The following is a 25935-nucleotide window of genomic DNA, read 5'->3' as shown; positions in this document are numbered from 1 at the left end:
CAAAAAAATATTCGAGACACAGTTTAGTGCCCCGAATAAATATAATAATCGAATAGCAGGAACTATACGTTTTCTTCCAGCATCAGCCCTACACCTTTCACCGTTTTAATGCTGATAGACGAATCTTCGGCTATAAGTTTGCGGAGCTTCGTCACAAATACATCCAGGCTGCGGGAAGCAAAATAATCATCTTCCGTATTCCAGAATTTATCAAGAATGGCTTCACGGCGTACTACATCCCCCCGATTTTCACAAAGCATTTGCAATAAGCCCGCTTCGCGAACAGTCAGTGTTTTGATTTCACCGGAAGAATGCTTTAGCTTGGCATGCGTAGCATCGAGCACATATTCTTTTCCTATTTTATAGCACTCACTTTCATCCTTAGCTTTTTCACCGTTTGCGAGTTTCAGCATAGCACGGATGTGAGCATCCAGTTCATCAGGAATGAAAGGTTTCTTGATATAATTGTTGGCTCCCAACTCATAGCCTTTCAATACATTTTTGGGAGAAACCAAACCGGAAGAAAAGATTATAGGCGTCTCTTTATCCACCTCACGGATACGCTTCACCATCTCATAACCATCCATGACGGGCATTTCTATATCCGAGAGAATGACATCGGGACGGTGTTCCCTCCACATTGCCAATCCTTCTTCACCATTGGCAGCTGCCAACACTTCATAGCCCTCTATGATATCTTCCAATCCGCTCTGAACGATGTAACGCAGGCTGGGATCGTCCTCAACTAACAATAACTTTATTGTATCCATGTCTTTGATATGAATTGTATTAACTTCCAGTTGTATGCCACAAAAGTAATAAATTATTCGTTAACCCGAAGATAACATTGCGATATCATTCATTCTTATTGCTCCTACCCTGCCTTTACAACATCAAAAATCAGGATTGTATGGTCATGCCAAAAAGAATCATTACTTTTGGACACCAAACTAAAAGTAATTACAATGAATAAAATCATTCTTATTCTGATTACCGCAAGCATGTTCTTCACAAAAGGATATGCCCAGCAGGCAGAAGTCCTTACGTTGGGAGTCTTCCACTTCGAATTTCCCAATCTGGATGTGCAACAAGTATCCGAAGAAGACCAGATAGATGTACTATCTCCTCAATATCAAAAAGAGATAGAGTTAATATCCAAGAAACTGGCACAATTCAAACCGGATGCCATCGTCATTGAATGGCCTTTATACAAACAGTCAGAGATAGACTCTCTCTATAGCTCATACCTTACCGGCAAGCATGAGCTGAACAGAAACGAAATTCAGCAGTTAGGTTTCAGAATAGCCCGAATGTGCAATGCCAAGATATACTGTGCAGATGCTTGGGGAGCACACACTACCCACATAGAGAAACTGCTGGATGATGATGAAAGCAATGAATATCTGGCTTTTGAAGAAAGCTTCTCGAACTCTCCCGACTCTGCTTTATACTATGAAGATGAACCCATATTCAAGCAGCAGGGGATACTTGCACAACTGATACATCTCAATGATCCGGTACGTATCAAGAAAGATTTAGGAAACTATCTTATCAAGCATTTCAAATATGAATCCGTCAAAGGAGATTATACCGGAACAGATTTTGAATCCGGAAGATGGTTCAACCGGAATCTAAGAATACTTAGGAATATCCAGCGGATTCCCGATACCGCCGGTAAACGAATACTGGTTATTTTCGGCGCAGCGCACATGAACATCCTGAACTATCTGTTTGAATGTTCGCCCGAATACAAACTACTGAATATAAACGATTACCTGAAGTAAATATCCACTTCTTCTATTTTATCGGAAATGAGAATTTTGGCGGTCTAATCGTAGGGCCGCCACCAAAGTCACCGCCACCACGTTTATCAAACACTACGTTGCGCAGAATCTCGTACATTATTCCGCCTACATCCAGCCCCAGCTTAAACTTATCGAAGCGGTAATAGGGTATCACAACGGGAACCGTCTGCCAACCTCCACGCATGGCATCATAATAGCGCTGGGCACCTACCTCTACGCCAAAACGTTCGGACATATCAAGAGACATCGTAGCACCATAACTATTAGTGCTCATCCCATAAGAACTACCGATATCATACGAACCGAAGACATTGAAGGCAACCCGGTCGGAAGCACGATAAGTCAGCCTACCCGCAGTACTGAAGGCTTGCCCGGTGATGTGAGACATATTTATCTTCATGGCATTGGCACGAAGTTGCAACGATAGCCGATCATTAAAGATATGCTGATATCCTAACGAAGCATTATTGAAACGCCCGATGCCTGGAAGACTGGTCTGGCTTCCGGAACCGAATACCGCTCCATGGGGAAATTGCCTTAATACGCCTCCTGTGCTATAATCGCCCCGGAATAGCGGGGAAGGATTTATATGATAAGGTATACGGAGTTCCTCTTTCAAGGAGAAAGAAGGTAAATCACCTAACTGTATAGGATTTATCAAAGGGTATACGGTCTTTTCGGGAAGCAGGTTGACGGATGGAAGCTGAAATGCAGCTTTCGGCTTTATCAACATGCTATCAAGAGTGAAGCGTGTACTATCTTCCTGTGCAGAAAGCAACTGCAAACCAGAAATGAACAGAAAAAATAATCCCCAACGAATTGGGAGCCAAGATATGCCAACCCTGCGTGTCATAATCTACCTCCTTTGTTTTTTACGGACTCTGTATACAAAAATAGTAAAAGCCTATCTGAATAACAAATAGTTGAGCACATTTAATCTTTGCCAGCAGGCTTTTTTAACGCAAGGGGAATTGTAGCATAAATTCACTGTAACTCCCTTCCACACTTTCTACCTTCACCATACCACCGTGGGCACTCACCACCTGCAACACATAATTCAATCCTAACCCAAAACCTGATGCACCCGTCTTACGACTGCCGGAAGCAACCCTCTCGAACTTATTGAATATCTTATGCTGTTCGCTCAAAGGAATGCCAATACCGTTATCATGCACTCTAACAATGGTTCCATCCTCTGTCTTTTTACCTGAAAGAATAATCAGAACCTCTTCATTAGAGTACTTGACGGCATTGTCCACCAAGTTGGAAAATATCTCACGCAGACAGAAAGCATCCGCATAAACACTACATCCTTCTTCACAATCGATATCGAAATGAATCGTCTTCGCTGCTTTCAACTGATACTTTTCTGCTATATCCCGTAACAACGGCCTTAAGGCAACTTCTTCTTTATGTAGTTCCAATTCTCCACGATCTATCTCTGTCAGCATTACTACGCGATTGGAAAGTGTCAACAGATGTTCGCACTCATCTCCCATTACTTGCCTGTAACGAACCAGCTTCTCAGGCTTATCCGCCAACTTACCACTTGCCAGGATATGCGCTCCCATCATGACAGACTGCAACGGTGACTTCATATCATGTATCATGGAGTAAGTAAAGTCCTTCTGAAACTGTTCCAACCGACGCTGTGCCCGCAACATACGTATCTGAAAGAAAACACAGAGAGATACGAAAAGGAAAGCAATAAGCAGCGGCACCTGCATATACCATGTGGCGCTCATAATGGTACGTTGTGGTGAACGAACCACAGCAAAGATGCAACTCGTACTATCCTTATCCAACGGAAACAACCGGGTAGTAATATCCCCGAAGTCAACAGTCGGACTACCTGTATAAAGTATCAACTCTCGGGACGGATACCTGATCCAATGGATATCCGCCCTATCCGGAAAGCCTGTTTCCAAAAGCTGTTTTCTGAAAACACTGTCGGCAAACTGCAAGGAGAACGGAATGGGCACACGGCTATGCAGACTAATCGTATCCTGTATATCATAAGCCATCTTTACGCGGAAATCTTCATCAAACTTATTGTAAAGATGCCGTATGGTAATCAACTGTATCCGGTAGCGATAACCTTTCTCCAGATATACCTTATAAAGTTCATTCATCATACGCCGCGGATAAGGGAGAAATTCTCCCGGTGAGCTATCCCAATTAAAATCAGGATTAGCCTTAGTGAAAAGCGGATACCGATGTAAGTCTGTCTCACGGTAAAAAGCCTCTTCCAATTGCTCCTCCGCCTGATACCTTATCTTTTGAGATGTTGTATAATACAAATATCCCGACCAGACAGCCAGCAACAGGAATACTCCCGCCAGGCTGACTATAGAAATTGCTTTAAGAGAAATATGCCTGACTGTACTTCCTTGCCGGATTTCTGCTTTGGCATGTGTTAGCGTAGCATTGGTTCTCTCAAAGAGTAGATTACTTTGTGCTTCTATCTCTTGCCAGCTTTCTGTAGTTATCAGGTTCTTCATCCTACTGACGGGATGCTTCATTTCTTCGGCCAATGTATAGAAACCCTGCTGTTGTTTCTGCAAGTTATGCCGTTGACGGAATACCGACTTCATCTGTACAATCAAGGCATAGACAGCCGTACCCAGCAATAGCCATGTAATGAATGACAGTAACAGGAGTCTTTTCTCCATCTCCTTGGCAGGGAAAGAAAGAATGGCACGAACAGCCTCTCCATGGGATTTAAAGGTAAAGGCAGTTTCGGAAGTAACAGCGGCAAAGCTACGGACGCTTACCTGAGGGTTGGTACTTGCCAGTACCTCATTTGTGTTTACATTGATACGCTCTACAGTCAGTGCTCCACCCATGTCTAACTTCCGCAACTTGTAGTGCAACACGCTATCTATGGTGGCCAACGGAATTTCTTTCATTCCATATACCCTTTGTAAAGCCTGTGCCACCTGCTGGGAAGTACGTTTGTTCATTTCATTCCCGTCAATCCGCTTGTATTTAGGATTAGGGGCATACGCTATGACAGCAATTGAATTATCAGGATAAGGAAGGTTGTTCACCAAATTATCCACTGTCTCCGTGAAAGACATCCAGAAACACTTGTTCAGTGACTTCTCCGCTTCCTGCATCTGTGCATGGAAAGCATAAAGCATTCCGCCCAACTGTATCAACACAACAGCAATCAGACTCACAAGTGAAAGAGAGATGACAGTACGTAATTTCATCTTATCCGTTTATATTCGCCTGCAAAAATAGCAAATAACTATGGATCACGGAGTAATGTACTACTTTTTATATGCGATGAGAATGCGTTCTTTCCAGCCAATGGCAAGGTACGATGAAAAGAAACGAACGGAAATCAGCATCTCACTGATTAAAAGAGGAATATAAAAATACATACAACTCTAAAAAATACAAGGAAAGCTTTCCAGAGTTGCAAAGATATCGTTAACCTAATGATAACATTACGATAACATTCATCCTCATGCCCCTGCCCTATCTTTGCAACATCAAAAGTAACGAAATGTATAACTTAAAAAATAAAATCATTATGAAAGCTCTAGTATTATCAGTAGTATTCGCATTGACATCAGTAGTAAACGCAGTAAGTGGTAACAACGTAAAAGATTTCGCTTACAACAGCGAGAAACAGGAAAACGGTGTAGAAACCCAGACAGTCTATAAAGTAAAAGAAGGCAAGTATCTGGAACGCCACCTGCAATACAACTACACACATGATGAAAAAGGACGTGTATCCGCCAAGGAAATCCTGAAGTGGAACCAGGACAACAGCCGATTTGAAAAGCTGTATTGCCTCAACTTCAGCTACACCGACAACGAAGTAAACGTGGAATATGTAGCATGGAACAGCAAAGCCGGTGACTACACAAATGTGAAAGTCAAAGCCGTTTACCAGATGAACGAGAACGGCATGAACTACATGGCTTACAACTGGAATGAAAAGGAAAACTCCTGGAATCTGGTTACAGAACACAACGCCACCCACTGGAGCAGTGTCCTGCTGGCAAACAAGTAACTTTCCTCTAACAATAAACACCCTCTTTTAAATTCCAAAGAAATGCGGCTACCGGATAATTGCTTTTCCGGTAGCCGCATTTTTTGATTTACCCAATATACAATTCGGAGGGAATCAGTTTAAAATCCACAAACTGGTTTTCTACCGGATTGGCTTTCAACAAGAAAGGAACGATACCGTCCGAAGGAAGCGCTTTGCGCGGAAGAGCCGATTGCTTATCGAATTTATAAGTAGCACACCAGGCATCGGCATCACCGGATACGCTTTTGCCGATACGGAAGCAAAACTCACTCTGACTATCGCGCAACGTATTAATCAGTTTACGGCAATCATCCGGCACAATAGGGCTATCTGACAATTCGCTGATCTTTTCTGCCATTTGCGATAACCATTCCACATCGTGAATGTGCTTCTTGTCGAGGGCAAAAACAAATACTGCCGGATAATAATCGTTGTCTCCCGGTCTCCACAAGGCACTGTTGGCCTGCACCACTGCTGCATATATAACGGGAGACTCCGTATATTTCTTCTTCCAGCGATCCTTGAACAACCAGGGAGCATTGCCTGCCACTGCCCTGAAGAAGGGAGTTTCCATGTCCCGGGGTGTTTGCAGATAAGGTTTCAGTCTATCCAGGCGAGTAGGATTATCGAAATCCTCCTCTTCTTCGCCATCATCTTCCGGCACGGGTGGTCTGTTACGCAGTCCGCTCACGTCACACCCTTGCGCTTCCAGCTTCGCAATATCTTCTTCTGTCAGGTTATTCTCCCAGTCTTTGCCGGGGTTCACAAAAAATGCCATAATAATTTTAGTTTAAGAGTTAATATTCTGTCAAATAGTTAATATAATAATGCATATTAGTTAAGCCTCTAAGGAGGATGTAACAAAAGTAGGAAGATACCCATGAACGGGAAAACAAATAGGGGGGATAAATGTAGAGGGAGTTTTACCCCGTAAAAGTATGTTTTTCAAGATGTTATTATCCAGTAAAAGTAAGAAGAAAAGGGGACATTTTCAATTTACCAAAGAAACAGCAGACGTTTTAAAGGAAGAAAACAAAGAATTCCTACCTTAATCATTCAAAGTTCCTGATTTCACAATAATCTGAAGATTAAGATTATTACAAGTAATCCATTGGCGGAATTAGTTCCTTTTTGTAGGGTTATGAGTTAAATGATAAATAATCTTTTAGACGCGGATGACACGGATAACGCGGATCTTTTTTTATCCACTTTTATAGCGCAGCCTTTTAAATCCGCGTTATCCGTGTCATCCGCGTCTAAAAAATAATATACCGAATGGCGCTAATCACTTATCACCAAACACTAATCACTTTTGTTCTTTTCCTTTCCTAAATAAATCAATTCCACCAACAGGTTACAAATAAGGTATCTCCATAGTCTATATCTATAGAGTATTGGTGAAATCAAGATAGAACCTGCATATGAGAATACTATAAATAAGAAGAGTGATAAGCCGCTGTAAATAAGACCAGTGCCTACTTCTTCAATAAGACATTATTAATCAGATATTGTTCTATTACGGAGAAACGTAAGCTCCACTTTATCGGAACATTTGTCTCCTTATTGTGAAACAAGAGTTTCTTCTCTGAGAAACCTTTGTTTCTTACCTAAGGAACTTTTATTTCTTAACCAAGAAACTTTTGTTCCACAGGCAAGGCACTTTTGTTCCAAGAGGAAGAAACAAAATGGAACAAGTAGAGGCGTGACAAAGCACCGCTGTCTCCCTCCTCAACCACAAGGAAAGGCATAATCTTACGACTATACCTCCCGCTTGAAAACAGGCTTATTTGCAGAATTCCACCATCGGATTAAGAAACTCTCTTTATTAACCTAATGATAACATTACGATAACATTCATCCTCATGCCCCTGCTCTATCTTTGCAACATCAAAAGTAACGAAATGTATAACTTAAAAAATAAAATTATTATGAAAGCTCTAGTATTATCAGTAGTATTTGCATTGACATCAGTAGTAAACGCAGCAAGTGGTAACAACGTAAAAGATTTCGCTTACAACAGTGAGAAACAGGAAAACGGTGTAGAAACCCAGACAGTCTATAAAGTAAAAGAAGGCAAGTATCTGGAACGCCACCTGCAATACAACTACACACATGATGAAAAAGGACGCGTATCCGCCAAGGAAATCTTGAAATGGAACCAGAACAACAGCCGATTTGAAAAGCTGTATTGCCTCAACTTCAGCTACACCGACAACGAAGTAAACGTGGAATATGTAGCATGGAACAGCAAAGCCGGTGACTACACAAATGTGAAAGTCAAAGCCGTTTACCAGATGAACGAGAACGGCATGAACTACATGGCTTACAACTGGAATGAGAAAGATAACTCCTGGAATCTGGTAACAGAGCACAATGCAACAAATTGGAACAGCGCTTTGCTGGCAAACAGATAATTACTCTAACAAGAATTCTCTCTTACAGTTTCCAATGAAAAACGCAGCTGCCGAAAGATAATCTTTCAGACAGCCGCGTTTGCAATTATCACTTAAAGTCAGTCTTCGTGTTTAGAATATTCAGAGGGTAATTAATTATGTAATTAGTTTAGCCTTAGTTCATCCGTCACCTGGCAGGCAAGGTTTATGTCATTGTATATCTCTTCAAGCAGATACTCATTGTCCAGTGCCTGTTTGCGAAGACAGAGGAAGCCGTCAGGCATCACTCCCGCATAGTAAAAAGTATCTTTGCTGAAAGAGAGCATCATATCGTGCCCGAATATTTCGCGCAGACGGGTAATCTGACGCATGATTGCCGGTGTAAGTATCATACGAGCGGTTACTTCGTCATCGGCATAAACCACGAAATACTTCTCGAAATCCGGGTCTTCCAGATGAACGAAACGGGCATTATAGCGTTTCTTCAAGCCCTGGATATTCTTTGCCAGATAGCCGACCTTTTGTTCCAGATGGTCGGGCAGGATAATCGTGCTGCCTTTAAAACTACGTTCCAGACGACACCAGCCAAACATTCCGCGGAAGTTATGCGCACTGCTTTCATACCTGGAGGCAAACAGCGGACGGAGCACATAGCGGTAAAGCATCACGAAATAGCCCGCTACAGAGTTGAGCTCCAACTTATTCATCAGCCCATAGGAAACCCCTATATCGGCTATATAAAGGGTACGATCCCCTCGCGGCACTTCCAGATAAGCATAGGTGGTAGCCGCCAATGCCGGATCGGAAAAAGAAGAATTAAAGAGCTTGCTACCGGATAATATACGCTGGTCCAGTTGCGAAGAGAAGGAGAAAAGAACGGATGGAAACATAGCAGACATAATGCTGCGCATGATATCATTTTCCTGCCTTTGGAATTTCATAAGAGAGCGGCTGAATGCGAAGTTCAGCACAATAAATCCCATAAAAACCGGGAAAATGTATTGCGTAACCACACTGTAGTTCTCTAATCCGATGTATCCAACAAGATAGCCCCCAAACAGGACGAACATCATCCAGCAAAAGACAAAGAGATAGACTATGATGCTCAGAATACGAACGATCTTTTGCCAGAAATATACACGGGAAAGTTCGGTACGAAGCCTTTCAGAAAGGCTTCTGAAGTCAATTGATTCCATATTACATCTACTTTAAAAGTGCACTGACATCCACATTCCGCTGTTCCTGTTCGGGAATATCAATCAGTTCTTCCTGATGATGATTCTGCCGGCCGGCCACGATGGAAGAGGGAAACATCTCAATGGAGTTATTATAGTCGGTGACCGCAGCATTATAGGTGCGGCGTATGGCTTGCAGTTGCAATTCCATATCTTCAATGTTCCTTTGCAGCCGGGTGAACTGCTCGCTTGCCTTCAGTTCCGGGTAATCTTCTACGGATAATTGAAGTTTGGAGATTAAAGAAGAAAGCTCATTACCGGTTTTTATCTGTTCACTCTCCTGTGAAGGCTGAAAAGTTCGTGAACGAAGTTCTGCGATACGGGTCAGCGTCTCATTCTCATGTCCCATATAGGACTTTACGGCAGCTACCAAATTCGGTATCATATCGTTCCGCTGCTTCAATGCCACGCAAATGCCGCTACGGCATTGCTTTACCCGATTCCGCTTTGCAATCAGATTATTGGCAGTCCAGATATACCAAAGTACCAATAAGATGATAAGGGCTATTCCGATATAAAGAAGTATTCCCTGGTTTTCCATAATTTTACTTTCTGATATAGATTAATAATAGTTATATCGTATCTACTTACGAGACCGGAACAAAAATAAGAAGATAGACATAAAACAGGAAAGAAACAGGGGGGACAAATAGAAAGTCGTATTTTTACTATAAATCTATGTTTTTCAACTGATTATTATCATTAAGCAGAGAAGAAGCAAGGGGATATTTTCAATTATAAGGGGAATAGTTCAATAGAATAACAGACAAAACTAAGGATAATGATCTAATTCATGGCGAAATAGTAATGAATCAAATGATGAGCAATACTATCTCAATTTATATTGGAATACCCATTTACCCCATAATCATACAGAAAGGATTTGCCAGTAAGTTTTATTAGTTCTTTATACCTTACTAAAAAACACCTGTTTCTTGCATACCGCCTTATGATCGTTAACCTAAAGATAACATTGCGATAACATTCCTTCTCTCCCTGCCGCCTTACCTTTGCAACATCGAAATAAACCCAATGTATCACTTAAAGAATAAACAAGTCATGAAGAAATTCCAGAAAATAGGAATCGAATTTACAAAAGGTATTGCAATCGTTTTGGCAGCTTACGTATTAATGGCCACAGTCAATCCTGCATACACAGGACTCAAACATGCCATTGCAAATATATTCTTCAATTAATAGAAAAAACAGATGATGAAAGCGGATATCTCAATTGTACAAAGCAAGAAAGGAACCGAAATCATGGTTTCGGGAAACAAGATCAACAAGTATGGAATACTGGCTGCAATCCTTTTTACAGTACCCATACTGCTCTTATTCCGGTGGATACATGGAGAAGATATGGCTCATGTATCATTCCTGATATTCTGGTCGTGCGCCCTGGCAGGCTTTGGAGTAAATCTATTGCTTCATGCACTATTCTTCGGAATCTTTTCGCCCAAAGGTTTCCGGTCCATCTCCTTCGTAAAGCATAAGGGAGGCATACGTTTCTGCCACTGCAACGAACCCATCAGAATGTGGCAATATCGTACAGCCTGCTTCTTACCTATTCTGTTGTTAGGCATCCTTCCGCTTTTGTACGGCATGGCAACAGGGAATTATTATTTCACATTATTCGGAACATTCTTACTTATCGGTAGCATAGATGACATCTGCATCCTCTGGAAACTGCGTTCATTCGGCAAAGATGCATTTATCAACGACTGTTCACAGGAGTTGCGATTCCATATATGGTAAAGTCAGGATCGTGCCGGAAAATAAAGAGTAAACTCACTGAAACGGCCTTCTTCACTCTCCACTTCTACCCTGCCCTCATGTGCCAGCATCACTTGCTGCACATAGTTCAAACCTAAGCCAAAACCTGTGGCTCCCCCTTTACTACTGCGTGCTGCCGCCGCAGAACGTTCAAAGCGATTGAAGATACGCGACTGGTCTTTCAAGGAGATACCCAACCCGTTATCGCATACCTTAATTTTGCATACTCCCCTTTCCGACTCACAGATAATGTCTATCTTCAACTCTTCACGAGAATACTTGATCGCATTGTCCAATAAGTTTCCCAGCACTTCACGCAGGCAGAAAGCATCCGCATAGACCGTCTCACAACGATGATAAACCGTATTGAATTCCACCCTCTTACCGGCTTTCAGAGAAATCTTCGCTATCAGATCATCGAGCAACGGACGCAGGGAAACATCTTCCTTATGCAACTCCAAATGCCCTTCATCCAATTGTGTAAGCATCAATACCCTGTTCGATAAAGCCAGCAGATGCTCGCTTTCTTCCGTCATCACCAGGCGGTATTTCTCTTCTTTTTCAGGTTTACCCGCCAGTTTTCCCCCTGCCAGCACATGTGCCGCCATCAATATGGAATTCAACGGAGACTTCATATCATGAATCATAGCGTAAGTAAAGTCTTTCTGGAACTGCTCCAGACGATGTTGCATCCGAAGCACTTTCACCTGGCCGAAGATACAATCGAGCATTACCAGGAATGTAATCCACAGGGGAAGCAAAAGATACCAGATAGAAGTCGCCACATGACGATAAGGGTTCTTCACAACTCCCTGCACACAAAGCGTACTGTCTTCTTTCAAAGGAATAAACTGAGAAGTATAATCACCATACTTTCTGGAAGCGTATCCAACCTCTGTAACCGTACTATCCGAAGAACGGAGAAACTGACGAATACCACTACGTGACTTTATGCCCAAACGGCTTAAGCGCTCCGCAAAAGCTGAATCCAGGTATAAAGAAGACAAGGGTATTTCTATGCTACTTTCACTGATCTCACGTTGCATAATCAAGGCTGCACGAAGACGATAATTCTGATCAATCGTATTATAGGTATGTACCACAAACAAGCTGTTTATGCTATACTCAGCCTCTTTTCCTTGTAGAAATTTTCGTTGTTCCTTGGCAAAAGGAGCTTCCTCCGCAGATTTCTGTTCCACGGATTTTTTTCCTCCTTTAGTCTGTGAAAGGAGCAACGGATAACGTTCAATCACCTCATCATAGAAAGCCGCTTCAAAGCAATCATTCACCTGATAAGCAGTCTCACGGGCAGCTGTGCGGTACAAATAAGCAAACCAAGCTACCATCAACAAACAACTTGCCAACAGGCTGACTATGAAGAATACCTTAAACGAATGTTGTTTACGGGCCTGACGTTTCCACTCCTCTTCTTTAGCCATGGAAAGTGTTTGCTCCGTCATATCCAGAATCTGCCTGCTCGATGTTTCTATGGCCTCCCACTGTTGTTCGGGAATCTGCCTGCGCACCTTACCTATCGGCAACCTCATTTTCTCCGCCAGAGCATAGAAAGCAGAGCGCTGTTCCTCAATCCCCCGGCGCTGGCTGATGATATACTTCATCTGCTGTGCCCAACTGTAAATAAGGAAAGCAGTTAATAACAGAGTAGGAAGGAACAGGAAAAACACATCCTTCACAAGTGGAAGGAAAGGAGAAATAATGGTAGCTTCTATCGCTTTACCCTTACTTTCATTCAGCCATGCCTGCTCCGAGATAACCGTTTTGAAACGCCTGTAAGCGGAATATTTACTGTGATCTTCTACCGAATCAATCCATACGGTCCTATCGATGTTCTTCCATTTCAACTTCTTTTCCAATACCTCTTCCATCTCATCCAGAGGTATCTCCACATGATAAACATCTTCCAGAAAAGAGGCTACTTGCTGATATCCCAGAAATACCATTTCATCGTAAGGCATCTTTTCATCCCTGCGGATGTACGAATAGAATGGTACGGTATAATCAGGAAAAGGCAGGTTATTCACCCGGTTATCTACCGTTTCTATAAAAGCTTGCCGGAAACATTCGTTCAGTGTACGCTTCGCCTCATTTTTATAGCTGTCATAAGCATATATCATGCCTCCCAATTGTATCACCACAACGAGAAACAATCCTATAATAGAGAGGATATAGAGTGAGCGAAGCTTCATCTTGCTATTGTTTGGGGGACAAATATAACGTTTTTCTACGTTAACCTAATGATAACATTGAGATAACATTCATTCCGCTGCCACCAGCTTACCTTTGCAATGTCGAAAGGACAAAGAAAACAGAATGTATAACTTAAAAAATAACACCATTATGAAAACTTTAGTATTATCAGTAGTATTTGCAGTAACTTCAATCGTAAACGCAGTAAATAACAACAGTCTGGAAGGTTTTGCCTACAACACCCGCATGAATGGAGATCGTGTAGAAACCAAAAATGTATACAAAGTGAAAGAGAATAAATATCTCCAGAATCATCTGCAATATAACTATGCGTATGATGCCGAAGGACGTGTATCCAGCAAAGAGGTATCGAAATGGAGTAAAGGCAACCAACGCTTCGAGAAACAGTATTGCCTGAACTTCTCATACGGCGGTGGAGAAGTAAACGTGGAATACGCAGCATGGAACAGCAAAGACAATGCCTACACCGATGTAAAGACCAAAGCCGTTTACCAAATCAACGGAATGGGCGTAAATTACCAAAGCTACGAATGGAACAAAAAAGAAAGTAGCTGGAATCTAATGGTAGAACACTCCACACAACCGGAAGAAATCATTCTGTTTGCAGAGAAATAAGTGACGGATTACTTCAGTTCAGAGGGAAGCGCATGGTGAATTCACTGTAGCTTCCCTCTACGCTTTCTACACTAATCATACCATCATGCGCTTTCATCACCTGAAGCACATAACTCAGTCCCAAGCCAAAGCCCGAAATGCCTGATTTACGATTATTGGCGGACAGTCTCTCAAACTTATTAAATATCTTCCATTGCTCTTTCAACGGAATTCCGATACCGTTATCCCGCACTTTGATTATTGTAGAACCGGCTACCTCTTCACAGGAAAGAAGAATTTCCACTTCATCCTTTGAATATTTAATCGCATTATCAATCAGATTGCCAAGTATTTCACGCAAACAGAAGATATCCGCATACACTGAACAGGTCTCTTCACACTTTATCATGAAGCTAACTTTCTTAGTCGCTTTCAGCAGATACTTTTCCGTGATATCTTTCAACAAAGGAGCCAAGGGAATAATTTCTTTATGAAGTTCCAATTCACCCCGTTCTATCTGGGTCAGCATCAATACCCGGCCGGAGAGTGCCAGCAAATGTTCACACTCATCAATTATTACCTGCTTGTACTTCTCCATCTTTTCCGGTTTATCTGCCAGCTTACCGCTCACCAGAATATGAGCTCCCATCATTATAGAACTCAGAGGAGATTTCATGTCGTGTATCATGGAGTAAGTAAAGTCTTTCTGAAATTGCTTCAACTTACGTTGCACATGCCAGATACGTATCTGGAAATAAACACAAGCACACATAAACAAAAAAGTAATACCAAGCGGCAAAAGCATATACCAAATAGAAGCAATTATAGATTTCTGAGGTGAGCGCACGATACCACGTACACACTCGGTACTGTCTTTATTCAATGGTATAAGCTTTGTCGTCATATCCATAATACCTACATGGGGATTTACTACAGAGCCTATCACTTCTTGCGAAGGATATTTCATCTGATGGATATCAATTTCATCTGATACGCCAGCTTTGCGAAGTTCTCCACCAAAAACACTATCGGCAAATTGCAAAGAAAAAGTTATTGGTGTCCGAGCATTATTATTAATGCTGTCTTGCATGATATAGGCAGCATGCAACTGATAGCTCTCGTCAAATTTTGAATCCACATGATACACAACAACATTATTTCGCCAGATATGATATCCCTTATCAAGATAAAGTTTTCGAAAATTCTTAACTACCCTATCAACATAAGGAGTGATACCTGTAACCTTAACCGCTTCTCCCACACCTTTATTAGCAGTAAGAAACGAAATATACCGGTTATAATAGGTTTCTTCATAAAACATTTTTTCAAAATGCTCTTGAGCGCGAAGTTCCATTTGCCGGTAACTGATATGATATACATAAACCGCCCATACTGATAATAATAAAAGCAAGCCGGCAATACTAATGACAGAAAAAGCTTTTAATGGAATCTTTCTGCGAGTAGGTTCAAGCAATGCTTCCGCCTTTGCATTCGAGAGCGTTTTTTCCGTCATACTCAGTAGAACAGTACTCTTTTTCTCTATCACTTCCCAGGTCTCATGCGGCATTTCCGATACAATTTCAGAAACCGGTATGCGCATTTGTTCAGCCAATGTATAAAAGTCCTGTTGCTGTTTCCGCAAATTATGTTGCTGCCCGATAAGAGATTTCATTTGCAGGACCAGTGCATAGACAACTACACCCAGCAGTAAAAAAGTAACGACAAATAGAAGCAATACATTCTGCATCACATCCCCAAAAGGAAAAACTACAATGGCTCGTACAGCTTCTCCCTTTTCTTTGTATATAAAAGCCTTCTCAGAAGTTATGGCAGTGCTGTTTGCGTGTATATCAGAATGAGTACTTTCCAATATTTCTCCCGTATCTGTATTAAACCGTTCCACCGTTACATTTCCTTTAATATAAGCATGTTCCAGTTTACTCTGCAATACGCTGTCCAGTTTAGCTAAAGGAAACTCTTTCTGTTTATACACTTTTCGTAAAGTTTGTGCCGTTTGTTGGGCACCAACCTGACTAAATTCATTCTGATTCAAACCTAACCGATGTGGGAAATAAATAACACTCACAACTGTTCCGTCAGGATAAGGTAAATTATTCACCATATCGTCCACTGTCTCAGTAAACGCCATCCAGAAGTATTTGTTAAGCGACTGTTCCGCTACTTTCATCTGGGCTTTATAGGCATAAATCATTCCACCCAACTGTATCAGAACAATAAATAAAAGACCGATGATTGATATATGGATTACTGAACGAGCTTTCATATTGTTTTATTTTAGGGTACAAAAGTAATGAATTTAAAAAGATATAGCAAAAAGCCGCTACTTTCTGTTAAGTAGAAAGAATAAAAAGAGAGCAAAATGTATGTATTCAAAATATAAAAGCGCCGAAAGATTATTTCGACGCTTTTATATTTTAGGGATAAGATATATTTGAAATCAAACTTATTTGCTAAGCAATTCTACCGACATTAAATATGAATTATATGGCAACCACATGGACATAATAAAGTAAAGAGTATCACCTTCAAGCGATAACGGGTGAATAAATGATCCGTAAAGTTGGGCATATTGCCAACCATCTACCAACTTTGCAGGTTCACTCCATGGTCCTGTAATATGATCGGCTGCACGGAAAGATATTTCATAACGGGTACCATTGAAATAGAGCAGTATCCACTTATTGAACTTCGGATGATAGGCTACAGAGAGTTCTCCAGCTATATCATCAAAAAGTGGAACGGCGGCTGTCTCATTATCTTTAGCCCATCCGCTACCATTCCAAAACTCATACTCTGATTGTTTTTCAATGTCTTCCTCATGGAAACGTGCAAGATATGGTTTATTATCACGTCCAGTAATAGTACCTACCATATAAACATAACCGTCTTTCTTAAAATATCCGACTTGTCCGAAATTACTCATTGAGCCAAACTTTACATCCTGGCAACGTACCCAATTCGCTCCATTATCTATGGACTTATAAAGGCTGGAATAATTGGTCACCCATCCTGCCCAATTACGGATATTCATATAATGGACATAATCCGTCCCATTTGCACGAATAGCAGCCGTAGGGATAGAAGTCCAGTCACCATTGCCACTGCCATCTTTGCCACCATAGCATATTTCACGGGCATTCTTACCACTCTCATCCATTGCCGCACCATTGATAACCAAGCCATCGGACAAATCCGAATCTTCAGAGAAAAGCAATACATTACTTCTCCAACTGCCCCCATTAGGACCCGGATTAACAAAATTCGGATAGAAATCACTGCCAAATGTATCACCAAAGAAAAGCCCATAACGTCCCGGCTGAAGTTCCCAAACAATACCCAAATCAGTACCGCCTACATTATACTGTTCATTGGTACGGTTATTTACTTCAAATTCGACAGCAGGCAGGCCATTGGCAGCATTCACCTCAGCTCCAGTAACCCGGGATACACATTTCAGATTAGTAAAAGCCAATGCTTTCGATACCTTGACAATACCTCTATTCACATCCAATCTGACCACTTCCGATGATTTATTATCATTACCCACAGCCACAAACTCAAAAGTAAACTGAGCATCATCATCTTCTTTCACTGTATATTGATAGACAAATTTCTCCGAAAGACTTGACTTCATACATTTCTCAGTCGAACTTTTCGCACTGCCGACCTTCCTAATTTCCAAATAATCCAACTGTGTAAAGCCACCTATCGTCATTTCAACAGATACTATTCCATCAACAGCCGTAACTTCATTTTGAGAAAGTTGTACACTCAAAGTTTGTCCACTCTCCTCCGATTCCGACTTCTCGCAACTTGCAAGCCCACATATCACCAGAAGGCTCACAAACAGCCATACATATTTCTTAATCATAGTCCACTACAATTTGGAAATGCGTAGTACCGAACCACCATCAGCAGCCAAAGGTAGCTCTATCACATCTTTACGGGTTACTGTACGAGTCTCTTTATTCAAATGATTCGGATTCTCGTCCACATCCGGAGCATCGGTATATATCTCTGCCTGATATTTACCATCCCCCAGAAAATCTAATTTCAGATTCAATGTGCGTGCAGTACCGTCATTCAACGTTCCTACCCACCAATCCGTACCACTACGACGGGCTACTGTAACATACTTATTAAATTCAGCCAACGGTACACTTATTTCATCCCAAGTACCGGGGACAGTACGTAAAACTTCAAAACCTGGTTGTCCTTCATAAGCTTCCGGCTTATCACACAAGGATGTAAGATGATTTTCCAGAACTACATACATTGCCATCATATGACAACGGGTACTCATTACATAGGGATTAACATATTGGATTTTGAACATAGAACGAGGAAGCGCACGAAAACCACCCAAGTGATAATCTGCAGGTCCTGCCAATAAGCGAGTAAATGGAATGGAAATATCATGGTCGGCATTCACCAATGTATCCCATTTGCAAACTTCATAATTAAGCGTACCTTCACGAGTAAATTCATTGGGATAGGTCCGTGTAAGTCCTGAAGGCTTACTGGAACCATGGAACTGAATGAATAAACGATGTTTAGCAGCCGCTTTCAGGATATCTTCCTGAATACATATCATTTCCTGATCATCACGATCCAGAAAATCAACCATCAACCCTTTTACACCCCATTTTTCATAAAGTGCAAAAGCCTCCTCCAGTTTATCATATAGAGGGCGCCAATGTACCCACAAATGTATTCCCACTCCCTTACTCTTTGCATAATCAGCAATACGGGGCATATTCAAACAAGGTATCGGACGAGTAATATCAGCATTGGGACCAGCCCAACCGAAATTAAAGTTATCATCATAATACCATGGGGTCTCAGCATATCCATAAATGCCATGAGCATCCAGTCCGTTACGAGCTGCAAAATCTATATAATACTTATTCGTCTCAAAGTTATTACCAGGAGAGAATGTACTATCAGGCACCACATTACCATTCCACCAGGTAAATGTAGTGCGGCAAGGCTTAATCCATGAGGTATCTTCTATCTTACAGGGTTCATTCAGGCTGGTAAGGATATTCGTTTCAAGAAGTCCGCCTATGCGGTCGGAAACAGAAATAACACGCCAGGGAGTACGATGTGGGAATTCATTGATTTCCACTTTAATCTTCTCTTGTCCAAGACGTGGTGAGAGTTTACCTGCAAAAGCATCCTTCTCCTTCACCAGATACATACCTGCATAATCACGAATAGCCGCCTCTGTGATTGACATAAATACACCATTCTCAAACTCCAGGGTAACAGGCATTTCAATAAGGCGCTTTTTAGCTATTTTATCATATCCTGTATGTGTATAAACCCCTTCGTGTGTGTTGATATACCCAGGTAAATACATCAGTAATGCCATCGGATTTCCGCTTAACCTGAATTGAGTTTTCTCATCGTACATGACATAGGAGTTCCATCCTTCCTGTTCAGGAAACTCATAGCGGAAAGCTATTCCATCGTTAAAAGCCCGTACCACAAGATTAATCAACCTTCCCGGAGATACTTTCTCCTGTAAAGGTACCACCATTTCATTACAATGGTTTCGTGCCGTGCTCACCTTTCCGACTACCAATTCATAAGTTTCATCAATAGATTTCCTCCGTACTTTACCCACCTTCAGATTACTGCCAAACTCACCGTTGTCGAAACTGAATCCTAACGAAGAATTCTCCACCAATGGCTGTTTTTTGTAATTAACTTCATAAGAAATATTCTCCGGAGTAACTTTTAATGAGAATTTAAGTTTCCCGTCAGGTGATGATATTGATAGGTTCTGTTGTGCCGAAACGTGCATAAAGCAGAATAGGACGGCACATAAAATCAAGAGTTTTTTCATTGTTATATGATAATTAAAGTATCCAGTCAATGCACTCTGACTGCCCTCTGACCGGATATTGTTTATTATTTCGGATTTTGTACCAAATTGGAGTTACGCTGCAATTGGTCAAATGGAATCAGCATCAGATTACGTTTGGTATCATTGGTAGGCGTATGTTCCCACCAAGTACCTTTTGTAAAATTATCATCAAAACGTATCAACTGACTACGACGTAAACCTTCCAATGCAAACTCAACACCCAATTCCTGAAGCAAACGACCATATTTTACAGAAACTCCATTATAAGCTATCGTAGCTGCAAGATCGGAACCAGTCAACTCATTGGTTGTATCAAAGTTTCTTCTGCGCACTTCATTCACTAAATCTGCTGCATCCTGCGGATTACCTCCCGTACGAAGAATACACTCTGCCTTTGTCATAAGTACCTCAGCATAACGCATAATGACATAATCATTGTCCGGAGTACCAGTAGCACCTACCTTAATTTCATATTTACCAAAGCGATAACCCTGATACATAGTAGCATCACCACTGATATTAGTAACCTCTCTGGTATAGCTAAGCAACATTTGCGGATCACCACACCAACCGTTTGTCCATAACGGAGTACCGTCGAGAGCATATTGTTGCCCCATACGCCACGTTTTCTCCAGACGCTCATCACCTTCTATATAGTTATCAAAGAAAGTAGGAACCCCCAGACAACCACCGTCAAGCCAAGTAGACTGGAGGCTAAAGGTCTGCATTTGTGAGTAATGCAACGTTTTACGTGCCCACATATATATCTGTCCGCCGGATTTCGTTTCATCAAACGGGATAACAAACATAGTCTCATTACTCAATTCATTGTTGGTAGAGAAGGGCAGTGAATAATCACCATCTAGCCTGTACTTATTTGCAAGTATAATCTCATCACATAAAGCTTCACATTCACTATACTTTGGCGTACCTATCCAGGCTTCAGCATTCAGATACATACGTGCAAGCAGCATTTTTGCATTCCATTTATTGAAACGTCCGTAAGTATTCAATCTGTCTTCACTCAGATTATCGATATTATCTTTCAATTCCGTCTCTACAAATTGGAAAACTTTAGCACGTGACTCTGTTGCGGGAAGATAACCGTCAGGTACATCAAAACGATCGATAATAGGTATATTCCCAAAGGCTTCGAGCAACAAATAATAATAGAATGCACGTGCCACCTTCAACTCTGAAATGTAGTTTTTCTTAGCCGGTATTTCTATTGAAGAATTCTCAAATTGATAAAGTACGCGATTAGCACTTGAAACGCCCGCATACAACACATTCCAAATAGCATTTAAATGCGGATCTTCTTCCGTCCACGAGTGCTGATGCAAACGAATATAGATACCACCATCATACCACAGACCATGATTTTTGACAGGAGTAACACATACATCGGTCGTTTCTTCCAAATCCCACCAATTCTGCCAATCAGTCATAGCACGCATACTTGAATAAACCGGAACCATAGCAGCCAGGAATTCTGATTCTGTCTTATAGAAATCATTCTCCGGAATGCTGCTGAAAACATCCTCATCCAGATTAGTGCAACCACTAAATACCGAAGCAACGGTAAGAAGTGCTGCGATAATATATTGTTTTCTAAACATTGCTATAAATTTTAAAGGTTAAAACAAAAGATTTAAACCAATAGTGAACTGGCGCGTAGTAGGATAAAGTTCTCCCGAACCGGAACCTTCGACACCCGGTGCAAGCCCTTTAATGCTTACTTCCGGATCCAATCCTTTGTAACCAGTCATAGTAAGTAAATTATTTCCAGCAACATACAAGCGAAGACGCTGAATAATATTCTGATTCTTAAGATTAAGCGTATAACCGATATTTACATTATCCAATTTTACATAATCACCATCTTCCACATAGTAACTCTGCATGGCAGGAGCCCCCTTCACATATGAGTTACTGCCAAATGGCTTATTGAGAACGGAACTTGGCAGATTTCCTTCACCAATACGTGCCGTTGTTTCCCAATGCATCCGTTGACGGTTGAGAACCTGGAAATTGAAAGCACCACGGAACATTACAGATACATCGAAACCCTTATAATTCAAAGCCAGATTAAGACTACCATACGTCGTCGGAATACCATTACCAATGACCCGCTTATCACCATCATTAGCATCTGTCAATAACTTTGGCTCGCCATCAGCACCATAAACCATCCATAGTCCGTCAGAAGTAAGGCTATGCGTTTGGAAACCATGGAAATTACCCACCGGATCACCTTCCTTCACGATATGTGTATGTGTCTGTATCGGCGAACCTGTAGCACCTGCATACCAGTAATCCTTTTGATAAAGACCATTGGACAGAGATACGATCTTATTTTTATTATAGGAAAAAGTTCCTGTAATGTCGAATCTCAGGTCTCTTATCTGAATAGCTGTACCACTCAATAGCAATTCAATACCACGATTCCTTATTTTACCCACGTTTGCCATCATGCTCGATACAATATAAGGGGGAGTAGGAACTTCATAAGTAGAAAGCAAATCAGAAGTCACACGGTGATATACATCAATAGAACCTGAGAGCCTGTTTTTCAGGAACGAGAAATCAAGTCCTAAATTCAGTTCACTCTTTGTCTCCCATTTCAGATCCGGATTAGGATTCTGATAGGGGGCAGCTCCCTGTGTCCATTTGCCATTGATATAGGCATAACCACCATAACCCAGCAAGTACATTGACAGCAAATTTGCATTTACTTCGTTACCCGTAACACCATAACCGACACGGAACTTTAGATCATCCAGCCATTTCACATCTCTCAAGAAGTTCTCCTTACTAAGACGCCAACCAGCCGATACAGCAGGAAACCATCCCCATTTATGATTATCACCGAAGCGAGAGGAGCCTTCCCGGCGTAAACTGGCCATGAACATATACTTCTCATCATAATTATAAGTCACACGACCAAAGAATGAAATAAGTTTATGCGTATTCCTATAGCTGGTCATAGCTGCCTTATTATCCTTCATATCATTCATTGAACCTATATTCCAGGGACCAAACATATCGGTCGGAAAATCCTTTGCCCATTGATATATACCTTTGTCATCATCATCCTGATAACTGTAACCTGCCATTACACCCATATTATGCACTCCAAAGGATTTAGTATAATCACCTACCAGTTCCAAAGTTTTCTGCAAGGTATTATCAGCCCAATTCCATACATTCCCATAATCACCGTTAACAACAGTAGACATGTGCTTAAAGGTATTGCTCTTATTTTCCATACGGTCAAAGCGCTGGAGAGCTCCCATAACGCTCAAATTAAGTCCTTCAATGGGAGAAATAGTCATTTTACCACTCATCATCAGCTGGTTATATCCCTCTTTGTCATATTCTTCATTAATCATCGCAACAGGGTTATAAGGCTTCAGATTAACTTTATATTCAGTATAATTTCCATTTTCATCATAAATAGGACGGGTTGGATTTTCCAATAAAGCATTCAGGTATGCAGCATACCATGCACGTTGTTGTGTAACATAACTGTCATTGATATTCAGTTGAAAGCGTAGTTTATCATTGAACATATTATGATTTAATCCAATCTTTGCAGTAATGGACTCACGATCCGTTTTATTTATAACGCCCTCACGTTTCCGGTAATCGATAGAAGCCACATAATTGGATTGTGCATTTCCCCCCTTCAAAGAAAGAAAATGATTCTGGCTAACGGCTGTACGACTTATAGCGTCTACCCAGTCTGTCGTAGTTCCCTCATCCTGAATTCCCGGAAAATCCGGATCATCCTTCAAGCGACGATAATCATTTGCGGTCAACATATCTGCGTGTTTGGAAATTGTTTCAAATGATACGGATGCATTATATTCCAATGACATCTTGGTTGCCTTGGCACGATTGGTTGTAATTACAATCACACCATTCGTACCCCGTGTACCGTAGATTGCTGCAGCCGAACCATCTTTCAATACATCGATAGATTCAATATCTTCACTTGAAATAGCTGTCATGCTGCCTCCAGGAATACCATCGATCACAATCAGAGGACTGGTATTACCAGATAATGAATTTACACCACGAATCGTCATTTCAAGTCCCAGAACCGGGTCACCTGTATAATTGGAGAGTTGCAAGCCGGCTACTTTACCCTGTAGCAGCTGCTCAGGGCTCTTTACCATACCAGCAAGGAAGTTATCCTTTTTCACCGAAGTAATGGCACTTGTAACCTCTCCCTTCTTCATTGAACCGTAACCTACTACCACAACATCATCCAACAGGAAGACATCTTCTTCAAGAATAATATTAAGGGAAGTAGTATTTGCATTCGTCTGAATAGTACGTGTCACATAACCGATATAACTCACTGTTAATGTGTTACCCGGATTCATTTTGATTTCAAAATGTCCATCAACATCTGTTGAAACACCGTTCGTAGTACCAGTTTCCAAAATAGTAACACCCGGTAAAGTGTTTCCTTTTGAGTCTTTTACGACACCCTGAAAATTCTTTATCTGTGCAGTGATAAATTGGCACATACATAGCATACATACCATTGTTATCAGCCGCATTGTTCCGGAAATAATCCGTTTTTGATTAAATTTAGGCATAGACTTAAAGTAATAAGGTGGATAAATTAAGTTGTTATTTGTCTCTGGTTATCTTCGTTTCAGAAAGGTCTGACAACCTCCAAATCATCAGCCGAAGGTAATGCCGGGAATTTTGCATGCGGCTCAGATTGATACCAGAATACAACAGAAGAGATATCTGATTTCTGATCAAGATAGCGTCCATCGTTGCGCCATCCGAGATCCTGGATAGTAACTTTCAGATCCTTGTCAAAACGAACGGGATCGAGGATATGCCAGCGATACATACCAAAACGTTGTTGAGAACGGTATACTCCGTCAGGACGTATAATCTGGTGAAGTCCGGCATAAGGTGTAGAGAACTCCTCATATTGGCGGGTTGTTTTATTCTCAAAGTTATAAGAGCCACAGAAGTAGTCTTCAGTACCGGTTCCGCAGATAGTCGGGAACTTTTTATCGCCATCCATGAAGAACTTGATTTCTCCTTCACCCCACCAGCCACTGTTGTTAACCTGCCACGCCATGTATGTTCCTACATATTGACCTTTACCTTTGATTCCATCAACCAGCACATGATCTGAAGTCATGTTAGGATTTGAACGACGGAATTGTGCATGAAAGTAAGCTGCATCTTCAGGAACTTCTGTCAATGTATAGTTAATCTGATAATAAACCCGCATTTCATTATTCGGATCTATGTTTTCCATTGTAATTCTGCATTTCTTGCGGAAAGGCATTTGCCAGTAACAATTGAATGCACTGCCTGGATTCACGCATACAGCCAATGAAGACAACGGAGAATAGACTCCCCAGCCACTACAGAAAAAGTCGCCTATGGGACATTCCACAGAAGGTTCCTTTTCATCATCCCAATAGAACCGGATTATTGTCTTACGCCACTCACCCGTAGGAGTCATCCATATCTGTTGGATAGCACCGGGTCCTTCTATTTCAGCCAATGTAAAAGTCTCATTAGGAGCAATATTCACATAAGGGTTCACTTTCCAACCTTGCCCCAATGTCTTGGCCGCATGGTGCGCATTAGCTTGATTGGGCTTATCCTTATCTTTCACCGGATCAGCCATACCACCTTTACCTTTTTCACCAGTAAAGTTTTCAGGACTGATAGAACGTGTCTTCGCATTAGATAAACGATACAAATTGCCCATATTCATGTCAAGTCCATTGAAATTCTGGGCATAAACACTCATTGTGGCCAAGCATAAGGCACTTAAAATTAAAGATTTGATTTTCATGATTTAATAGATTAATGGTTTGTATGATTGATAATTTCTGCGTTTCTCGCTAATTGAAGATACCTTCTATAAAGTATTTCATAGATTTTCTTTCTTTCTGTATCCGGTCTATATTCTATT

General features: G+C 41.3%; 19 protein-coding genes. 6 read left to right on the top strand and 13 right to left on the bottom strand.

Annotated features, from left to right (window positions below):
- Positions 1-62: 62 nt before the first annotated feature.
- On the bottom strand, positions 63-770 hold the full coding sequence (locus DW036_RS23785; RefSeq protein WP_118466472.1) for a response regulator transcription factor: 708 nt from the start codon (positions 768-770) through the stop codon (positions 63-65).
- Between the two features lie 195 nt (positions 771-965).
- Between DW036_RS23785 and DW036_RS23780 the strand changes: the two genes are divergently transcribed.
- Entirely contained in the window at positions 966-1784 is an 819-nt protein-coding gene (locus DW036_RS23780; RefSeq protein ID WP_118466471.1) for a DUF5694 domain-containing protein, read from the top strand.
- A gap of 13 nt (positions 1785-1797) precedes the next feature.
- Here the strand turns inward: DW036_RS23780 and DW036_RS23775 are convergent, their stop codons facing one another.
- Positions 1798-2658 (bottom strand): hypothetical protein, encoded by an 861-nt coding sequence (locus DW036_RS23775; protein ID WP_118466470.1) that lies wholly within the window; start codon positions 2656-2658, stop codon positions 1798-1800.
- A 103-nt stretch (positions 2659-2761) separates the two neighbouring features.
- Positions 2762-5020: a sensor histidine kinase KdpD gene (locus DW036_RS23770; protein ID WP_118466469.1), complete on the bottom strand. Its 2259-nt coding sequence runs from the start codon at positions 5018-5020 to the stop codon at positions 2762-2764.
- A 260-nt stretch (positions 5021-5280) separates the two neighbouring features.
- Between DW036_RS23770 and DW036_RS23765 the strand changes: the two genes are divergently transcribed.
- Positions 5281-5832, top strand: coding sequence for a DUF3836 domain-containing protein (locus DW036_RS23765; protein ID WP_118466468.1), 552 nt, complete (start codon positions 5281-5283; stop codon positions 5830-5832).
- Between the two features lie 88 nt (positions 5833-5920).
- Here the strand turns inward: DW036_RS23765 and DW036_RS23760 are convergent, their stop codons facing one another.
- Positions 5921-6631 carry a hypothetical protein gene (locus DW036_RS23760; RefSeq protein WP_118466467.1) on the bottom strand — a complete coding sequence of 237 codons (711 nt, stop codon included), beginning with the start codon at positions 6629-6631 and terminating at the stop codon, positions 5921-5923.
- Positions 6632-7715: 1084 nt separating this feature from the next.
- Here DW036_RS23760 and DW036_RS23755 point away from each other — a divergent pair.
- A complete protein-coding gene (locus DW036_RS23755) occupies positions 7716-8267 on the top strand; it encodes a DUF3836 domain-containing protein (protein WP_118466466.1) in 552 nt (183 codons plus the stop codon).
- Positions 8268-8410: 143 nt separating this feature from the next.
- Here DW036_RS23755 and DW036_RS23750 read toward each other — a convergent pair whose 3' ends face one another.
- Both DW036_RS23750 and DW036_RS23745 read right to left on the bottom strand, forming a co-directional pair.
- Positions 8411-9442 carry a DUF3137 domain-containing protein gene (locus tag DW036_RS23750; protein WP_118466465.1) on the bottom strand — a complete coding sequence of 344 codons (1032 nt, stop codon included), beginning with the start codon at positions 9440-9442 and terminating at the stop codon, positions 8411-8413.
- A gap of 7 nt (positions 9443-9449) precedes the next feature.
- Positions 9450-10022: a LemA family protein gene (locus tag DW036_RS23745; RefSeq protein ID WP_118466464.1), complete on the bottom strand. Its 573-nt coding sequence runs from the start codon at positions 10020-10022 to the stop codon at positions 9450-9452.
- A 491-nt stretch (positions 10023-10513) separates the two neighbouring features.
- On the opposite strand from DW036_RS23745, the gene DW036_RS25820 reads away from it, so the two are divergent.
- Together DW036_RS25820 and DW036_RS23740 are read left to right on the top strand one after the other, a co-directional pair.
- Positions 10514-10678 carry a hypothetical protein gene (locus DW036_RS25820; RefSeq protein WP_222850739.1) on the top strand — a complete coding sequence of 55 codons (165 nt, stop codon included), beginning with the start codon at positions 10514-10516 and terminating at the stop codon, positions 10676-10678.
- A 12-nt stretch (positions 10679-10690) separates the two neighbouring features.
- Positions 10691-11236, top strand: a complete 546-nt coding sequence (locus DW036_RS23740) for a metalloprotease family protein (protein WP_118466463.1) — start codon at positions 10691-10693, stop codon at positions 11234-11236.
- Between the two features lie 2 nt (positions 11237-11238).
- Here the strand turns inward: DW036_RS23740 and DW036_RS23735 are convergent, their stop codons facing one another.
- Complete coding sequence (locus tag DW036_RS23735; protein WP_118466462.1) at positions 11239-13461, bottom strand: sensor histidine kinase KdpD; 2223 nt, start codon at positions 13459-13461, stop codon at positions 11239-11241.
- 124 nt (positions 13462-13585) lie between these two features.
- Between DW036_RS23735 and DW036_RS23730 the strand changes: the two genes are divergently transcribed.
- Entirely contained in the window at positions 13586-14098 is a 513-nt protein-coding gene (locus tag DW036_RS23730) for a DUF3836 domain-containing protein (protein WP_369906888.1), read from the top strand.
- Between the two features lie 13 nt (positions 14099-14111).
- On the opposite strand, the gene DW036_RS23725 is transcribed toward DW036_RS23730, so the two are convergent.
- From DW036_RS23725 to DW036_RS23700, 6 genes are all read right to left on the bottom strand, one after another.
- Positions 14112-16361, bottom strand: coding sequence for a sensor histidine kinase KdpD (locus DW036_RS23725; protein WP_118466460.1), 2250 nt, complete (start codon positions 16359-16361; stop codon positions 14112-14114).
- 180 nt (positions 16362-16541) lie between these two features.
- Positions 16542-17969, bottom strand: a complete 1428-nt coding sequence (locus DW036_RS23720; protein WP_118466459.1) for a DUF4185 domain-containing protein — start codon at positions 17967-17969, stop codon at positions 16542-16544.
- Positions 17970-17975: 6 nt separating this feature from the next.
- A complete protein-coding gene (locus DW036_RS23715) occupies positions 17976-19949 on the bottom strand; it encodes a glycoside hydrolase family 97 protein (RefSeq protein WP_118466458.1) in 1974 nt (657 codons plus the stop codon).
- Positions 19950-20014: 65 nt separating this feature from the next.
- Positions 20015-21589, bottom strand: a complete 1575-nt coding sequence (locus DW036_RS23710; protein ID WP_118466457.1) for a RagB/SusD family nutrient uptake outer membrane protein — start codon at positions 21587-21589, stop codon at positions 20015-20017.
- 18 nt (positions 21590-21607) lie between these two features.
- Positions 21608-24580 carry a SusC/RagA family TonB-linked outer membrane protein gene (locus DW036_RS23705; protein WP_118466456.1) on the bottom strand — a complete coding sequence of 991 codons (2973 nt, stop codon included), beginning with the start codon at positions 24578-24580 and terminating at the stop codon, positions 21608-21610.
- A gap of 59 nt (positions 24581-24639) precedes the next feature.
- Entirely contained in the window at positions 24640-25815 is a 1176-nt protein-coding gene (locus DW036_RS23700) for a glycoside hydrolase family 172 protein (RefSeq protein ID WP_118223356.1), read from the bottom strand.
- Positions 25816-25935: the final 120 nt, after the last annotated feature.

It is taken from the genome of Bacteroides sp. AF39-11AC, from assembly GCF_003474285.1.
GTDB lineage: Bacteria > Bacteroidota > Bacteroidia > Bacteroidales > Bacteroidaceae > Bacteroides.
This window is presented reverse-complemented; position numbering and strand designations above follow the sequence as displayed.

What these genes read in the sequence shown, in the direction of transcription:
- DW036_RS23740 (WP_118466463.1), top strand. Translation starts at nt 10,691, where the DNA reads ATGATGAAAGCGGATATCTCAATTGTACAAAGCAAGAAAGGAACCGAA.
- DW036_RS23780 (WP_118466471.1), top strand. Translation starts at nt 966, where the DNA reads ATGAATAAAATCATTCTTATTCTGATTACCGCAAGCATGTTCTTCACA.
- DW036_RS23720 (WP_118466459.1), bottom strand. Translation starts at nt 17,969, where the DNA reads ATGATTAAGAAATATGTATGGCTGTTTGTGAGCCTTCTGGTGATATGT.
- DW036_RS23715 (WP_118466458.1), bottom strand. Translation starts at nt 19,949, where the DNA reads ATGAAAAAACTCTTGATTTTATGTGCCGTCCTATTCTGCTTTATGCAC.
- DW036_RS23710 (WP_118466457.1), bottom strand. Translation starts at nt 21,589, where the DNA reads ATGTTTAGAAAACAATATATTATCGCAGCACTTCTTACCGTTGCTTCG.
- DW036_RS23725 (WP_118466460.1), bottom strand. Translation starts at nt 16,361, where the DNA reads ATGAAAGCTCGTTCAGTAATCCATATATCAATCATCGGTCTTTTATTT.
- DW036_RS23700 (WP_118223356.1), bottom strand. Translation starts at nt 25,815, where the DNA reads ATGAAAATCAAATCTTTAATTTTAAGTGCCTTATGCTTGGCCACAATG.
- DW036_RS23785 (WP_118466472.1), bottom strand. Translation starts at nt 770, where the DNA reads ATGGATACAATAAAGTTATTGTTAGTTGAGGACGATCCCAGCCTGCGT.
- DW036_RS23745 (WP_118466464.1), bottom strand. Translation starts at nt 10,022, where the DNA reads ATGGAAAACCAGGGAATACTTCTTTATATCGGAATAGCCCTTATCATC.
- DW036_RS23775 (WP_118466470.1), bottom strand. Translation starts at nt 2,658, where the DNA reads ATGACACGCAGGGTTGGCATATCTTGGCTCCCAATTCGTTGGGGATTA.
- DW036_RS23730 (WP_369906888.1), top strand. Translation starts at nt 13,586, where the DNA reads ATGTATAACTTAAAAAATAACACCATTATGAAAACTTTAGTATTATCA.
- DW036_RS23755 (WP_118466466.1), top strand. Translation starts at nt 7,716, where the DNA reads ATGCCCCTGCTCTATCTTTGCAACATCAAAAGTAACGAAATGTATAAC.
- DW036_RS23770 (WP_118466469.1), bottom strand. Translation starts at nt 5,020, where the DNA reads ATGAAATTACGTACTGTCATCTCTCTTTCACTTGTGAGTCTGATTGCT.
- DW036_RS25820 (WP_222850739.1), top strand. Translation starts at nt 10,514, where the DNA reads ATGTATCACTTAAAGAATAAACAAGTCATGAAGAAATTCCAGAAAATA.
- DW036_RS23750 (WP_118466465.1), bottom strand. Translation starts at nt 9,442, where the DNA reads ATGGAATCAATTGACTTCAGAAGCCTTTCTGAAAGGCTTCGTACCGAA.
- DW036_RS23765 (WP_118466468.1), top strand. Translation starts at nt 5,281, where the DNA reads ATGCCCCTGCCCTATCTTTGCAACATCAAAAGTAACGAAATGTATAAC.
- DW036_RS23760 (WP_118466467.1), bottom strand. Translation starts at nt 6,631, where the DNA reads ATGGCATTTTTTGTGAACCCCGGCAAAGACTGGGAGAATAACCTGACA.
- DW036_RS23735 (WP_118466462.1), bottom strand. Translation starts at nt 13,461, where the DNA reads ATGAAGCTTCGCTCACTCTATATCCTCTCTATTATAGGATTGTTTCTC.
- DW036_RS23705 (WP_118466456.1), bottom strand. Translation starts at nt 24,580, where the DNA reads ATGCCTAAATTTAATCAAAAACGGATTATTTCCGGAACAATGCGGCTG.